Origin of the sequence: Vibrio sp. 10N.222.55.C6 (genome assembly GCF_041473395.1) — a bacterium.
Classification (GTDB): Bacteria; Pseudomonadota; Gammaproteobacteria; order Enterobacterales; family Vibrionaceae; genus Vibrio; species Vibrio crassostreae_C.
On the sequence record NZ_JBFRSD010000002.1, the window covers coordinates 260714 to 276692 of the forward strand.

Genomic DNA, 15979 nt, shown 5'->3' on the forward strand with positions numbered 1-15979 from the left:
AGCCCGCGTCATAAAGAAATAGGCGTCATATCTAATACATTCGATATGACGAAGAACAGTAACAGGAACCACAATGAGTGAAATGACTCAAACTGCCGAAGAGCAGCCAATTGATGAGTTGGTGGGCTGGGTCAAGCAGCATGATTTTTCATTAAACTTGCCACCAGAGCGCTTAGCATTTTTGATTGCTATCGCAGTACTAAGCAATGAAAGGTTCGATGAAGAGTTGGGCGAGGGTGAACTGCACGATGCATTTACCATCGTCACTCGACTGTTTGAAGATACTGGCGAAGCGTCCGCGTTTCGTGCCAACAATGCCATCAACGAGTTAGTTAAACAGAAGTTGATTAGCCGCTTTACCAGCGAAATCACCGATGGTGCGAGTATTTATCGCTTATCACCATTGGCGATTGGTATTTCAGATTATTACTTACGCCACCGTCAGTTCTCTAAGTTAAAACTGTCTATCCAGCTTTCTATGGTTGCGGACGAGATGGCAAAAGCCATTGAAGCAGCACAAAAAGGCGGAACTCCAGGACATTGGAGAAAGAATGTTTACGGCGTGCTCAAGTATTCTGTTGGTGAAATTTTCGATCAGATTGATCTTAACCAACGTGTTATGGATGAGCAGCAGCAAACCGTTAAACAGCAAATTGCCGACCTTTTAAACAAGGATTGGCGAGAGGCGATTAACAACTGTGAAACCTTGCTTTCAGAAACCTCGTCCACACTAAAAGAATTGCAAGACACCTTGCAAGCGGCGGGGGATGAACTGCAAACACAGATCCTCGATATTCAAGAAATTGTTTACGGTGACGATGAACTCGAGTTCGTTGGCGAAACCCTGTTCGGCTTGCAGATGAAGCTAGACCGAATCACCAGTTGGGGCCAACAAGCCATCGATTTATGGATCGGCTACGACCGCCATGTTCACAAGTTCATCCGTACCGCGATTGATATGGATAAAAACCGCGCCTTTAGCCAGCGCTTGCGTCAGTCAGTCACTGACTACTTTGATGCGCCTTGGTTATTGACCTACGCCGATGCTGAGAAGCTGACGGATCTTCGTGATGAAGCGCTCGTGCTTCGTGATGACGAAGTGATGGGACAAGCACCAATCGACGTAGAGTACGAAGAATTTGAGCAAGTAAATGACCTGCTTTCAGATCGAATTGCAGAGATGTTAAAAGCTCACAAACAGCAAGGCGCGCCAATTGATCTTGGCCTTGTGTTACGCGATTACCTCGCTGCACACCCTCGCACACACCATTTTGATTTAGCCAGAATTGTTGTCGACCAAGCCGTGCGCTTAGGTTACTCAGAGTCTGACTATCAGGCTATTCAGCCAGATTGGCAGGCAATTAACGATTTCGGTGCAAAGGTACAAGCAAATGTCATTAACAAGTACTGATGATTACATGCCAGAGAAACTGGTAAAAGCGATAGCGAACCCACTGTTCCCTGCGCTAGATAGCATGCTGCGTTCAGGCAAGCATGTTTCAACAGAAGATCTAGATAACCACGCGTTGCTTTCCGATTTTGAACTTGAGCTTCAGCATTTCTATCAACGCTACAATACGGAACTGGTAAAAGCGCCGGAAGGTTTCTTTTACTTGCGTCCGCGTTCTACGTCTCTGATTGGCCGTAGTGTGTTGTCTGAGCTCGACATGTTGGTTGGCAAGGTGTTGTGTTTCTTATACCTAAGCCCAGAGCGTCTTGCTCATGAAGGTATCTTCACCAACCAAGAACTGTTTGATGAGTTGATGTCGTTAGCGGATGAGAAAAAACTCATGAAGCTAGCAACCAACCGTGCGTCTGGTTCTGATTTAGATAAAGAAAAGCTGTTCGAAAAAGTACGTACTTCTCTGCGTCGTTTACGCCGTATCGGTATGTTGATTGCGATTGGTGAAACTGGCAAGTTCCGTATCAGCGAAGCGGTATTCCGTTTTGGCGCTGACGTTCGTGTTGGCGACGATATGAAAGAAGCGCAATTACGTCTTATCCGTGATGGTGAAGCTGTGGTGCATACCCAAGAGCCTAACCAAGGTAGCTTGTTGAATGAAGAACAAGCGGAAGCTGTATCAGAAGTAGTTGCAGACGTAGACGAAAACGGTCAACAAGACATTTTTAACGATCAAGCTGACTTTGACCTTGAGTCAAACGATGGCGAACAAACAAAAGTAGAAGGTGAAGCATGATTGAAAGAGGTAAGTATCAATCATTAACCATGGTCAACTGGAACGGCTTCTTTGCGCGTACTTTTGATATTGATGGATTGGTTACAACGCTTTCTGGCGGTAATGGTGCGGGTAAGTCGACCACAATGGCGGCATTCATCACAGCACTGATCCCTGACCAAAGCCTTCTGCATTTCCGTAACACAACGGAAGCGGGTAGCTCGCAGTCATCTCGTGATAAAGGCCTTTACGGTAAGCTTCAGCCTGGCGCATGTTATGCCGCGCTAGATGTTGTGAACTCTCGTAATCAGCGTCTATTATTTGCAGTAAAACTGCAGCAAGTAGCGGGTCGTGATAAGAAAGTCGACATCAAACCGTTTGTTATCCAAGGCCTTCCAAGCCATGTAAAACCAACGGATGTGTTGATTCAGAACGTTTCAGACAGCCACGCTCGCGTATGTCAGTTGAACGACGTAAAAGCGGCGGTTGCACAATACGAAGGCGCGCATTTTAAAGCGTTTTCTTCGATTGTTGATTACCACTCGCAAATGTTTGAATACGGTGTGGTACCGAAGAAACTGCGTAACAGCAGCGACCGTTCTAAGTTCTACCGTTTGATTGAAGCATCACTTTACGGTGGTATTTCTAGTGCGATTACACGTTCTCTGCGTGATTACCTTCTACCGCAAAATGGCGGTGTGAAGAAAGCATTCCAAGACATGGAATCAGCACTACGCGAAAACCGTATGACGCTAGAAGCAATCAAGACGACTCAGTCGGATCGTGACTTGTTCAAGCACTTGATCACTGAATCTACGAACTACGTGGCTGCGGACTACATGCGCCATGCAAACGATCGTCGCAACAAGCTTGATCAAACTATGAAGTTCCGTGGTGAGCTGTTTGGTTCTCGTGAAACCTTGCTTGATCAAAACAACTTGTTGAACCGCGTTCAAGAAGAACTAGAGTTACTTGTCGATCAAGAATCAGCACTAGAGCAAGATTACCAAGCAGCTTCGGATCATCTGCAATTAGTTCAAACTGCACTTCGTCAGCAAGAGAAAATTGCTCGCTACAGCGAAGATCTAGAAGAGCTTAATGAGCGTCTAGAAGAACAGATGATGGTGGTTGAAGAAGCTCAAGAGCGAGTACTTCTTGCTGAAGAGCAGGCAACCATCACTGAAGAGGAAGTGGATAGCCTGAAAACTCAGCTTGCTGACTACCAACAAGCGTTGGATGTCCAGCAAACTCGTGCACTTCAATACCAGCAAGCGGTTCAAGCATTAGAGAAAACTAAGCAGTTGCTTGGTGATGAATCTATTACGGCAGAAAGCGCGTTAACATTGGTTTCTGAGCTAAAAGCACAAGAAGAATCAAGCACTCAAACGCTATTGTCGACGAAGCACAAACTAGACATGTCTTCTGCTGCTTCTGCGCAGTTCGACAAAGCGCTGTCTTTGGTTAAGAGCATCGTTGGTGACGTTGAGCGTAAAGAAGCGTCTCAAAGCGCTAAGCAAGCTTTAGAGAAAGGCCGTAACGCAAAACACGTTGTTGAAAATGAACAGCAGTGGCGAGCTCAACACCGCGACATGGCTCGTGATGTGGCTCAGCAGCGTCAAGCAAAAGAGCTTGCGACTGAATACCAAAAACAGCACAACATCTCACTGACTGATGAAGCGGTTTTCGATGAAGAACGTGAACGTCATGCTATGCAGATCGAGTCCCTTGAGTACGCTCAAGAAGAGCTGCGTGAAGCGAAGAGCGAGCAACGTCGTATACAACAAAACCACGACCAAGAGATTCAAAAACTTGAGTCAATTGCTCCTGCGTGGATCACGGCAAACGATGCACTTGAAGCTTTAAGAGATCAAACAGACGCTGAGCTAGAAGATAGCCAAGCGGTAATGACTCAAATGCAGCAAGTACTTGAAGATGAGAAATCTCAAGCGGTAGCAAAAGATCAGTTGGCAACGCGCCGAGCTGAACTTGAGCAAGAGATTGAGCGTTTAGCTTCGCCAGGTGGTTCTAACGATCCTCGCCTGAAAGGCCTGGCGGATACGCTGGGTGGCGTGCTGCTTTCTGAGATCTACGATGACATCACGATTGGTGATGCGCCGTACTTTAGTGCGATGTACGGCCCAGCTCGTCACGCGATTGTGGTTTCGGATCTTGATGGTATTAAAGAGAAGCTGGTGGATCTTGATGATTGTCCAGAAGACCTTTACATCCTAGAAGGCGATGTAGACGCGTTTGATGACAGCTCGTTTAATGCCGATGAGCTTGAAGGCGCGGTGTGTGTTCAGCTGAACGATCGCCAAATGCGTTACTCTCGTTTCCCTGAGATCCCACTGTTTGGCCGTGCGGCTCGTGAACAACGTCTAGAGAAATTGCGCGAAGAGCGTGACGTTGTGGTTGAAAACCACGCGAAGGCAGCGTTTGACTCTCAAAAACTGAATCGCCTATACCAAGCATTCAACAGCTTTGTTGCGAAGCACCTGCACGTTGCGTTTAACGCAGACCCAGAGCAAGCACTTGCTGCGATTCGTGATAAGCGTAATCAAATTGTTCGTTCTCTGGCTGAGCTTAACTCTAAAGAGCAGCAGCAACGCAGTCAGCTTCTACAAAGCAAGCAGGCACTTGGTGCGCTAGATAAATTAGCACCAATGGTTCGTATTTTAGAAGACGAAACATTGGCTGAGCGCTTAGCTGAATTAGAAGCACAACTAGAACGTCTGAGTGAAGCTAAGTCTTACTTGAATACGCACGGCAAGGCGCTTGCTTCTCTAGAACAGATCGTATCTGCACTAGACGCTGACCCAGAGCAGTTCGAAGCTTTGGAAGCCGAATATCGTCAAGCTGATAACGCGCTACAAACGCTAAAAGGCAAAGTGTTCGCACTGTCTGATCTGATTGAGCGTCGTCACTACTTTGCTTACGCAGATTCTGTTGATTTGCTTAACAAGAGCAGTGAACTGAGCGAGCAATTAAAAGCGAAACTGGTTCAAGCTGAACAAGCAAGAACCAAAGGCCGTGATGGCTTGAAGCAAGCTCGTGAACAGATGAACCAATACAACCAAGTATTGGCGGCATTGAAGAGCTCACATCAAGCGAAGCAAGAGACGGTTCAAGAGTTCAAACAAGAGCTACAAGAGTTTGGCGTAAACGCTGATGAAGGCGCTGAAGAGCGTGCTGTACGTCGTCGTGACGAGCTTCAAGAGCGTCTACATACATCTCGCAGCCGTAAGAGTGAATACGAGCGTACGATTACGTCAACAGAACTTGAGATGAAAGCCCTAGCTAAGCGTCTTAAGAAAGTTCAAAAAGAGTACACCGAGCTTCGTACTTTCGTTGTTGCAGCGAAAGCGGGTTGGTGTTCAGTACTTCGTTTAGCGCGTGAGAATGATGTTGAACGTCGTCTGCATAAACGTGAACTGGCTTATCTAACGGCAGGCGAGCTTCGCTCTATGTCGGATAAATCACTGGGTGCGCTACGTCTGGCGGTAGCCGACAATGACGACCTGCGTGATTCGCTGCGTTTATCTGAAGACAACGCGCATCCAGAGCGTAAAGTTCTGTTCTACATTGCGGTTTACCAACACCTTCGTGAGCGTATTCGCCAAGATATTATTCACACGGATGATCCGGTTGAAGCAATCGAAGAGATGGAAGTGGAGCTAGCTCGACTAACAGAAGAGTTGACGCAGCGTGAAAATCGCCTGGCAATCAGCTCTGAGTCCGTAGCAAGCATCATCAAGAAAACGATTCAGCGCGAGCAGAACCGTATTCGAATGCTGAACCAAGGTTTGTCTAACATTTACTTTGGTCAGGTTAAAGGCGTACGTCTGAACGTTAAGATCCGTGAAAGCCACGAGATCTTGCTATCAGGGCTAGCAACTCAACAAGAGCAACACAAAGACTTGTTTGAATCAACGCGCTTTACCTTCTCAGAAGCGATGGCGAAGTTGTTCCAACGAGTGAACCCGCATATCGATATGGGTCAACGTTCTCCACAGGTTCTTGGTGAAGAGCTACTGGATTACCGTAACTACCTAGAGCTGAGTGTTGAAGTTAACCGTGGTTCAGATGGTTGGTTACAAGCTGAATCGGGCGCATTGTCTACGGGTGAGGCGATCGGTACGGGTCAGTCAATCCTATTGATGGTTATTCAGAGCTGGGAAGAGGAATCTCGTCGACTTCGCAGTAAAGACATCGTTCCATGTCGTTTGTTGTTCCTTGATGAAGCAGCACGTTTGGATTCTAAGTCGATCTCTACGCTGTTTGAACTGTGTGACCGTTTGGGTATGCAACTTCTGATTGCAGCACCTGAAAACATTAGCCCAGAGAAAGGTACAACCTACAAACTGGTTCGTAAGGTCTTCAAAGACCACGAGCACGTACATGTTGTTGGCCTGCGCGGTTTTGCTCAAAACAAACCGGCATCCCCAGTTCAAGAGCTTATTGAAGAAGCTGAGCAATAACCTTGATAGCCGAGCAATAAGCTTGATAACTGAGTTATAAGCTCGAAAGCGACTCAATGATATTTGTACAAAGCCCCTAATCAATAGGGGCTTTTTTGTATCTTGAATCTAATTTCCTCAACTGAACTCCTCTCGCCTAATTCTTTTATCGATACTGATAAGACCACTCATACCTTGTGGTTATTATCAATGGAACTTGTTTGAGGTCACACGCACAAAACCACAAATAATGTATGGTAATGACATAGATTTAATAATATTAATAATATTGTATTACTTAAATTTTAATTGTTGATAACTCGCGTGTGCGAAAGGTAAAGGTAGGACTTAGGTATGATTCAAATCGTTATTGATGGGAAATATCGAATCGTCGAGCAAGGACAAACCGTTCTTGAAGCGGCAAAAACATGTGGTTTGGAAATCCCATCTTTATGTGGTTTGAATAAAACAGCGGATAAAGTGCCGTGTGATTTGTGTGTTGTGGAAGTTGATGGCGTTGGTGTTACTCGCTCTTGTGAGCTTGAAGTGTCTAATGGGCTGAATATTACCACTCAGTCAAAACAGTTAACGAATCATCGACAAGAAGCGTTGAATCGCATCATGACCGATCACTACGCTGACTGTGAGGCGCCATGCCAAACAGCCTGTCCTGCTGGGGTCGACATCCAATCTTACCTGCACCATATTGCTCAAAATGATCACATTAAAGCGATTGAAGTGATCAAAAAGACATTGCCAATGCCGCTTTCAATTGGTCGTGTGTGTCCTGCTTTCTGTGAAACCGAATGTCGTCGTAACTTGGTCGATGAATCCATTGCGATTCGCCAACTCAAACGACACGCTGCCGATGCGGATCTAGCGGCTCAAGAGAGCTACATGCCAGCGAAGAAACCAAATAAAGGCAAGAGCATTGCTATTGTTGGTAGTGGCCCCGGTGGGCTTACGGCGGGTTATTACCTATCTAACGAAGGCTATGAAGTCAGTGTCTATGAGTCGATGCCCAAAGCGGGTGGTTGGCTGCGTTACGGTATCCCTGAATATCGCTTACCTAAGTCGATTCTAGATAAAGAAATCGAGTTGATGTGTCGCAACGGAATGGTGGTTGAGTGCGGTAAAAAACTCGGTGTTGATTTTACACTGTCTGATTTAAGTAACGATTTTGATGCGGTTTGTTTAGCCGTTGGCGCATCACAAGCGGTTGAAATGAATTACCCGGGTAGTGAACTCGGCGGTTGTTATTTGGGTGTCGATTATCTGAAAGATTACGTGACCGATCAGCAGTATGTCACAGGTAAAAAGGTCGCAGTAATTGGTGGCGGTAATACCGCGATTGACTGCGCTCGAACAGCGGTGCGTGATGGCGCGGATACTACGCTGATTTATCGTCGTACTCGAGATGAGATGCCTGCAGAAGATTACGAAATCGAAGAAGCTGAGCATGAAGGTGTGAAGTTCCATTTCTTAACCAACCCGGCAGCAAACATAGCCGATGAAAATGGTCATGTATCAGAAATACGATTAGAGCGTATGGCTTTGGGTCCGGCTGATGCTTCAGGTCGTCGCAGCCCTAAACCAACGGGCGAGTTCTTTGTTGAAGCGTTTGATACGGTTATTGCTGCCGTGTCACAAAAGCCTGATCTGAGTTTTATGGACAATGAAGCAATTGATATTCCTCTTACTCGTTGGAATACCGCAGATGCTGATCCACAAACCATGCATACCGGAACCGGAAATATTTTCAGTATTGGTGATTTCCGACGCGGCCCTGCAACTGCAGTCGAAGCGGTGGGGGATGGGCGTATTGCTGCACAAGCGATCGATCGCTTCTTCCATGGTGATATGGAAAATATTCCGGCTAAACCGTTTAACTCAAGAAAGCACAAACAGCTCAAAGCGGTGGATCCTGAGCAATACAAATCTATACAACGCATGGCGCGCAAGATCATGCCTGAGCTAACGCCCGAACAGCGTGAACAAAGCTTCGATGAAGTAGAAACAGGGTTTGATAATGCCGATGCAATCGCTGAAGCTGCAAGATGTTTAGAGTGTGGCTGCCAAGCTAATACAGATTGCGACCTACGAGACTACTCGACTGAATACAAAGCAACGCAAACCCATCCTGAATACAAAATCGATGTGGCTTCGAATGAGAGTTGGCAGGCGATTCGTGCTGAAGAAGCGAAGGTCGGGTTAACAAGACAAAAATTTCCGGTCGATGACAGTTCTGAGTTCATTATCTTTGACGCTAACCGCTGTATTAGTTGTGGCCAGTGTATCCAAGCGTGTCGAGAACAGAATGTTCATGGCGTTCTAAGCTTCATGAACCAATCGGATGGCAAACCTGCATCAAGACCAGAATGTCGTCCTAACTTTGGGGCGGACAAGACCTTAATGGGCGACTCAAACTGCGTTCAATGCGGATCGTGTATTCAGGCGTGTCCAACCGGTGCAATGGTCGATGCTCGCGACAGAAAGCAGGGAGACACAGACGTACTCAAGAAAGTCGATACCATCTGCACTTATTGCGGTGTGGGTTGTAAGTTAACCATGCATATCGATGAGCAGAAAAACAAAATTCGCTATATCGAAGGCGGAGACTCTCCGGTTAATGAAGGCATGTTGTGTGTTAAGGGACGATTTGGCTTCGATTTTGTGGGCAGCGATGCGCGTTTAACCACACCATTAATTCGTAAAGATGGCTGGTTGCAACCTGCAAGTTGGGATGAGGCAGTTAAGCTTATTGCCGAGAAGTTTACTGCGATTAAGCAAGGCTTTGGCAGTAACGCTTTAGCGGGGTTCTCGTCGGCGAAAACCACCAATGAAGATAACTATGCCTTCCAAAAATTCATACGTCGTGAACTCGGTACCAATAACGTCGATCACTGTGCGCGCCTTTGTCACGCATCTACTGTTACTGGTTTAGAGGCTTCGCTAGGTAGCGGGGCGATGACCAATGATATTCCAAGCATCAAGCACTCAGATGTGATCTTTATTATTGGCTCCGACACCACGTCAGCACACCCAATTATTGGCTCGCATATCAAGCAAGCTGTGAGACATGGTGGAGCGAGATTGATCGTTGCCGATCCAAAACGAATCGATATTGCTGACCATGCTGAACTTTATTTAGCGCACCGACCGGGTACTGATGTAATGTTGATCAATGGTGTGATGCAGCAAATCATCAAACACGGTTGGTACGACCAAGAGTATATCGAAGACCGTGTGGATGGCTTTGATACCTTGCTTCAAGAGGTAATGTCACCAAGTTATTCGCTAGACAAAGTAGAACTAGTGACTGGCGTTAAAGCGGAAGACATCTTCGCAATGGCGCGATTGATTGGTACTGCAGAGCGTACAGCGGTGTACTACTCGATGGGCATTACGCAACATACCACTGGTCACGATAACGTTCGATCAATCGCTAACCTACAGCTCTTGTGTGGCAATATCGGAATTGAAGGCGGCGGTATCAACCCATTACGTGGTCAATCCAATGTTCAGGGTGCGTGTGACATGGGCGCATTGCCAAATAACCTTCCGGGTTATCAGAAAGTGTACAACCCAATGGTTCGTCAAAAATTCGCGATGGAGTGGGGTGTTTCTGACCTACCGGCTGAAACAGGCTTAACGTTGACCGAAATTATTGATGGAGCGTGTCATCGAGATGTTCGTGGTCTGTACGTAATGGGCGAGAACCCAGTGCTGAGTGACCCGAACCAAGCGCATGTGATTGAAGGTCTTGAAGCGTTAGATTTCCTCGTGGTTCAAGATATTTTCTTAACCGAAACCGCTCAATATGCCGATGTGGTGCTACCGTCTTGCTCGTTTGCTGAGAAGTCTGGTCATTTTACTAATACCGAGCGTCGTGTTCAGCGTATTAACCCGGCGGTATTGCCTCCAGGTGAAGCGAAAGAAGATTGGGTGATTATCCAAATGTTGGCTAATGCGATGGGCGGCAATTGGGAATATGACTCGGTTGCTGATATCACCAATGAGATAGCGCGTGTCACGCCACAGTATGGTGGTTTACGTTGGGAGAACATTACGGTGAACGGCGTGCAATGGCCAAGTAATAAGAACAACCCTGATGGCACACGTATCATGCACCAGACCCAATTTACCCGTGGGCGTGGTCAAATGGAGGCGATTCCGTTTAGATACGCTGCTGAGCTTCCGGATGAAGAGTATCCGTTAGTATTAACGACTGGGCGTATTCTAGAGCAGTTCCATACCGGAACCATGACGCGTAAAACTAAAGGGCTGGATAACTTAGCTGGGCCACGTGCGATGGTCAGTGTTCATGATGCTGAAGCGTTAGGGATCTCGAATGGTCAGATGCTTAAAGTCTCAACACGTCGTGGTGAAATTGAAATCGCGGCTTTTGTAACCAAGCGAATGCAGAAAGGTGTGGTGTTTATTCCCTTCCATTTCGTGGAGTCTCCTGTGAACCGTTTGACGACAACGGCGACCGATCCGCATGCCAAGATCCCTGAGTTTAAGGTTGCGGCAGTGCGCATTGATCCGATTCGTGAGCCTGAAATTGAAGCGACAGAGGCTTAGCCCAATTCGTTAACAAATGGCAGATACTAAAAAGCCGCGTAACTCTCAGAGTTATGCGGCTTATTTATTGAGCTCTATTAGGTATCAAGTGACCTAGTTAGCAAATAGCTCAGTTCGGAACAATCTCGTTACCGTGAACACCGAATTGCTTAGCTGCGTATGCCACGCGCTCTGCAGGTTTCGGGTATTCAGCCGGCGTACCAAGGTTCTCAATATGGTGCAATCGAGGAAGCAGACCAGCACCGTTCGCGATTTGGATAGCCAAACCTGGACGTGCGTTAAGCTCAAGTACCATTGGGCCTTCTTCTTGGTCTAGAACCATGTCAGTACCCATGTAGCCAAGCCCCGTCATTTCCCAAGCGCTTGATGCCAGTGTTAGCAGTTTTTCCCAATGCGGCACTTGAAGTAGCGCCAACTCTTTACCCGTATCTGGGTGGTGAGTGACTGGGTGGTCAAACTGAACCGCACGAACGGCTTTACCCGTCGCAATACAAATACCTACACCTACAGCCCCTTGGTGCAAGTTAGCCTTGCCGTCTGAAGCTGAAGTAGATAAGCGCATCATCGCCATAACAGGGTAGCCCTTGAATACGATGATTCGTACATCTGGCACACCTTCGTAACTGAAGCCATCGAAACACTCATCAAACTTAATGAGGTTTTCAACTACCGCTACATCGTTCTTACCACCAAGTGAGAAAAGGCCTGCAAGAGCGTTACTGATGTGACGCTCTACGTCTTCTTCATTGATAGTCGAACCTGATGGCTTGGTATAAACCCCATCCTTGTGAGATGTCACAACAAGGATGCCTTTACCACCACTACCTTGAGCTGGCTTGATTACGAAACCCGGCCACTCTTTTACCATCTTGTGGATTGTTTTTACTTCAGCTTGGTGACCGATAACGCCAATCAGCTTTGGCACCGTAGCGCCAGCCTGTTCAGCGATGATCTTAGTCTTAAGCTTGTCATCAACGAGTGGATACTTGGAACGATCATTGTAGCGACCAATGTAACTATGGTTACGCTTGTTCATTCCCATTATGCCTTTGTCTTTCAACCTAAACGGTGAAGTAAACTGATCAAACATAACTTAGTCCTCCGCTAGCGGTTTAAAGCGACGAAGCTCAGTTAGACGGTAGCCTGTGTAGTTACCTAGTAGCAAGATGGTCGCTAGAATAACAAGCTGTAAACCAATAAAGTTAAACGTTAAGTGCTGAATGAACGGGTTAGTCATGCCTAAGTAAACAAGAACCGCAGTGAATAGAGAACCACCACCTTGTAGCATTACTTCTTTCGCGCCTTCTTCTTCCCATAGGATAGACATACGTTCGATAGTCCAAGATAGGATGATCATTGGGAAGAACGTAATCGATAGACCTTCAGTCAGACCGACTTTAAACGCGACCACGGTAAACACGGAGATAATCATGATTACCGTAATGATTACGGCGGATATCCTGGCTACCAGTAGCAAGTTGAGTTTGGATAAGTAACTTCGAATAATAAGACCCGTACCGACGATCAGTAGGAAGCCAACAATACCCGTTACCAGTTGTGTTTGAACAAAGGCCACCGCAATCAGAACTGGCATGAAGGTACCAGACGTTTTCAAACCGATGATGACACGCAAGAACACAACAATAAGTGCACCGATAGGAATCAGCATGATGGTTTTAAACATCGCTTGCTCTTCTAGCGGTAGGCTATGAATCGATAGGTTTAACAGCTGATCAGCAGAGACTTTACTATTGGTTGCTTCAGTTGGTGAAACCTCTTGAGCAATCATAGAGAAGTGAACTTTACTGTTTTGACCGCCAACTACATCCAGTAGAGAAACGTTTGACTCGTCCCAGATAAGTAGGTTTGGTTGAACTTGCTGTTCGCTGGACTCAGGAGAGAATAGGATCCACTCATCGTTATCCCAAATCTGAATCATGTTCTGAATTGATTGACGACGACGGCCATCTTCTAGCTCGATAACACCAACCACTTTGTTGTGTATTTTCGCTGCTGAAAGTAGCTTGTGTGTCGCTTCCACTTTGGTCATGTTGTTCAGAATCAGCGCTGAGTTTTGGCTGTCTGGATCATTAAGTGTTTTGATGAGCTCACGGGTAAAAGTGATATTGTCTGCAGAACGTTTTGTCGCTCTATCAATCAATGCAAGAGACGCCGCTTCTTCCGGGCCGTCGAAGCTTGGTTGAACCACTTCACCTTCTGGTGGTGTGTCGTTCACTTTAGCTTGGTTGTCGACTAGGAATTGTGTCTTGTAGTAGATGGTTTGAGGGCCATCTGCGTAACGAATAGACCACTCTGCACGACGACCTGACTCAGTATTTAAGTAAGAAATACCGTAACCTGGTGATGAAGCCGATTCGCCGATAAGTGTGTAGTTAGACTGAGTATGAGGAGCCGCTAAGGAAACTTTTGCTTCTTTGCCTACTGCGTTGAACTCAATACGAGCTTCAACGTCCCAAACCTGCCTGGTTTCCCCTGGAGTCCAAGGTACACCGTAGGTCGTATGTCTGAACATACTCAGTGTTATGCCTGCCACGATAAGCAGGAATATAGAGATATAAAATGGAATTCTTGACGTCATAGCTTACCCTACTATTGTTATTTAACTTCCGTTTGTACGTACTTTTTACTTACATCTACTAGCGCTATGTCTTTGATAAACTCGCGCCCTAGTAATACAGGGTGACTCATTTGAGAGCGATCCGCCAATGTAAATTGCGCTTTTTCATGGATTTTTCCAACTTTAACCCATAATTCAATCACAGCTCGACGTTCTGTCTGATCATTCGTTGATTGGCGGATTTTCACATAACGTACAACAGGCGCTTCAATCCATTTTTGGTCTTCTGCCGCTTGTCCTTGGTCTTCTAGGTGGAACTTAACCCAGTTCTTACCATTTCGTTCGAATTCTTTAATATCGACGGCATTCAAAGAAGAGGTTGTTGCGCCGGTATCCACTCGCGCATCAAAGCTTTGCTTGATAGAGTCGATAAACACTTTTTCGATTCCGCCAAGGATAGTCGGTTGTGAGGTAGGAGCGATAGGAGCCGCTGCAACTGCCACGGGTTCTTCTTCCTCTAGCTCTTCAATGACTTTGTGTTCCATGCTTGTTAGATGAACATCTAACTGATTTGAAAGGGTGATGATTTCGTCTTCTAAGCTTTCAATGTAATCACTTTGATTACTGACTTGCAGTTCAAGATTTTGAACCTTATTTGCGATGTTTGTCTCTGAGCGGGAAATAGCGTCGAGAGTTTCTTGGTGGTAGGTAGCACCATTTGTAAGAGTACAACCAGAGAGCAAACCAACCGCCACAATAGGCGATAATCGCTTAAACATAAAAAAACCTTTGAGAATTAGAGAATAGTTCAGACTATTTAGAAGTTTAGCCCACAAAAAAGGATGCGTGAAGCATCCTATTGTAAGAGTCTGGTCATATTGAATCGCAATGTGAGCGCTACGCCAATTATTGTAATTTTAAATAGCTCACTTATTAAGCATAAGTCAATTTTTGTTCAATTTGCGCGCATTTTTGTGAAAGCTCACAGCGAAGCAAAAGGTGGCGCTGTAGCCACCAAAAAGCCATTACTCTGTTATCGGCTAAATAATGGCTTTCGGGCATCACATTTATGGCTTGGTCGCCACAAGAATGGCACGTCTTGGTGCTGGGTGACCTTCAACCGTTTTACTTGGATCATTCGGGTCTAAGTAATCTGGTAGAGAGTTGTGTGTCATCCATTCTGTCGTGCGTTGCTCGCCGATTGTCGTGACATTCTCATCCACGATGCGCACGTCTTCAAAGCCGACCTGTTCAAGCCAGCGTTTCAGAGCTCGAGCAGAGGGGAAGAAGTACACGTTTCTCATCTGCGCGTAACGGTCAACAGGAACCAGAACTGCATTTTCATCGCCTTCAATCACCAAGGTTTCAAGAACCAGTTCACCGCCAGACACCAATTGGTCTTTCAGTTGAATCAAGTGGTCCAGTGGTGAACGACGATGGTAAAGCACGCCCATGCTGAATACCGTGTCGTAGGCTTCTAGCTTTGGGAGCTGCTCAATACCTAGAGGTAATAGGTGAGCTCGTTGGTCATCGCCCATCAACTTACGAATTGCTTCAAACTGAACCAAGAATAGGTGGGAAGGATCGATACCAACCGTTAAGCGAGCACCTTCACCCAGCATGCGCCACATGTGGTAACCATTGCCACAACCTACATCGAGAACCGAACGGTTTTTTAATGGAGATATATGTGGAAGCACACGATCCCATTTCCAGTCACTGCGCCACTCTGTATCGATATGGATGTCGTGAACCGTATAAGGACCTTTTCTCCACGGGTGGAAAGTCTTCAATAAGCTTTCTAGCTTTTTCAGTTCACCCGTGTGGAACGGTGTAGAGCTGCCAATGGTCACTGAGTTTTTCAGATCAACTTGGTCAGGCACACCTTGTGGAATCTTGTTCAATGCACGTAACCAGCGGTCGAAGTCACCGTGCTCTGCATTTTGCCAATCCGTCAGCTGTTGAGGAAGAACATTTAGCCACGGCTGAAGGCGAGTATCTTGGGCAATAAGTTGATAAAAATTGGCAAAATTAAACATTAGAACAAGTTCCTAAATTTTATTACTCGATACTATCGTCATCCTCGAACGCGAGTCGACGAGTGCATCGGGGATCTATAAATAGATGCTAGAGTGTTTTGTTAAGGGGCGCTTTCTGAGTCGCTCGACACTCATAAAAATACT

Annotated in this window: 8 protein-coding genes; 4 read left to right on the forward strand and 4 right to left on the reverse strand. The window is 46.2% G+C overall.

Features of this window, described 5'->3' with window-relative positions; all coding sequences use genetic code 11:
• Positions 1 to 73 precede the first annotated feature (73 nt).
• From mukF to fdhF, 4 genes are all read left to right on the forward strand, one after another.
• A complete protein-coding gene (gene mukF / locus AB4486_RS02875) occupies positions 74 to 1411 on the forward strand; it encodes a chromosome partition protein MukF (RefSeq protein ID WP_017055049.1) in 1338 nt (445 codons plus the stop codon).
• Positions 1392 to 2198 carry a chromosome partition protein MukE gene (gene mukE / locus AB4486_RS02880; protein WP_372116435.1) on the forward strand — a complete coding sequence of 269 codons (807 nt, stop codon included), beginning with the start codon at positions 1392 to 1394 and terminating at the stop codon, positions 2196 to 2198. The genes mukF and mukE overlap by 20 nt, the downstream gene beginning before the upstream one ends.
• Entirely contained in the window at positions 2195 to 6655 is a 4461-nt protein-coding gene (gene mukB / locus AB4486_RS02885; RefSeq protein ID WP_372116437.1) for a chromosome partition protein MukB, read from the forward strand. Before mukE ends, mukB begins: the two co-directional genes overlap by 4 nt.
• A gap of 333 nt (positions 6656 to 6988) precedes the next feature.
• The gene (fdhF, locus tag AB4486_RS02890; protein ID WP_372116439.1) at positions 6989 to 11218 is read left to right on the forward strand and encodes a formate dehydrogenase subunit alpha; all 4230 of its coding nucleotides are present in this window, start codon (positions 6989 to 6991) and stop codon (positions 11216 to 11218) included.
• A 109-nt stretch (positions 11219 to 11327) separates the two neighbouring features.
• Here the strand turns inward: fdhF and AB4486_RS02895 are convergent, their stop codons facing one another.
• The 4 genes from AB4486_RS02895 to cmoB all read right to left on the reverse strand — a co-directional run bounded on the left by AB4486_RS02895 (position 11328) and on the right by cmoB (position 15835).
• Positions 11328 to 12308 carry an alpha-L-glutamate ligase-like protein gene (locus AB4486_RS02895; RefSeq protein ID WP_026084277.1) on the reverse strand — a complete coding sequence of 327 codons (981 nt, stop codon included), beginning with the start codon at positions 12306 to 12308 and terminating at the stop codon, positions 11328 to 11330.
• Positions 12309 to 12311: 3 nt separating this feature from the next.
• Positions 12312 to 13817 carry an inactive transglutaminase family protein gene (locus tag AB4486_RS02900; RefSeq protein WP_372116441.1) on the reverse strand — a complete coding sequence of 502 codons (1506 nt, stop codon included), beginning with the start codon at positions 13815 to 13817 and terminating at the stop codon, positions 12312 to 12314.
• Between the two features lie 17 nt (positions 13818 to 13834).
• Positions 13835 to 14575, reverse strand: a complete 741-nt coding sequence (locus AB4486_RS02905; protein WP_372116443.1) for an ATP-dependent zinc protease — start codon at positions 14573 to 14575, stop codon at positions 13835 to 13837.
• 288 nt (positions 14576 to 14863) lie between these two features.
• A complete protein-coding gene (cmoB, locus tag AB4486_RS02910) occupies positions 14864 to 15835 on the reverse strand; it encodes a tRNA 5-methoxyuridine(34)/uridine 5-oxyacetic acid(34) synthase CmoB (protein ID WP_009846365.1) in 972 nt (323 codons plus the stop codon).
• Positions 15836 to 15979 lie beyond the last annotated feature (144 nt).

What these genes read in the sequence shown, in the direction of transcription:
- mukF (WP_017055049.1), top strand. Translation starts at nt 74, where the DNA reads ATGAGTGAAATGACTCAAACTGCCGAAGAGCAGCCAATTGATGAGTTG.
- mukE (WP_372116435.1), top strand. Translation starts at nt 1,392, where the DNA reads ATGTCATTAACAAGTACTGATGATTACATGCCAGAGAAACTGGTAAAA.
- mukB (WP_372116437.1), top strand. Translation starts at nt 2,195, where the DNA reads ATGATTGAAAGAGGTAAGTATCAATCATTAACCATGGTCAACTGGAAC.
- fdhF (WP_372116439.1), top strand. Translation starts at nt 6,989, where the DNA reads ATGATTCAAATCGTTATTGATGGGAAATATCGAATCGTCGAGCAAGGA.
- AB4486_RS02895 (WP_026084277.1), bottom strand. Translation starts at nt 12,308, where the DNA reads ATGTTTGATCAGTTTACTTCACCGTTTAGGTTGAAAGACAAAGGCATA.
- AB4486_RS02900 (WP_372116441.1), bottom strand. Translation starts at nt 13,817, where the DNA reads ATGACGTCAAGAATTCCATTTTATATCTCTATATTCCTGCTTATCGTG.
- AB4486_RS02905 (WP_372116443.1), bottom strand. Translation starts at nt 14,575, where the DNA reads ATGTTTAAGCGATTATCGCCTATTGTGGCGGTTGGTTTGCTCTCTGGT.
- cmoB (WP_009846365.1), bottom strand. Translation starts at nt 15,835, where the DNA reads ATGTTTAATTTTGCCAATTTTTATCAACTTATTGCCCAAGATACTCGC.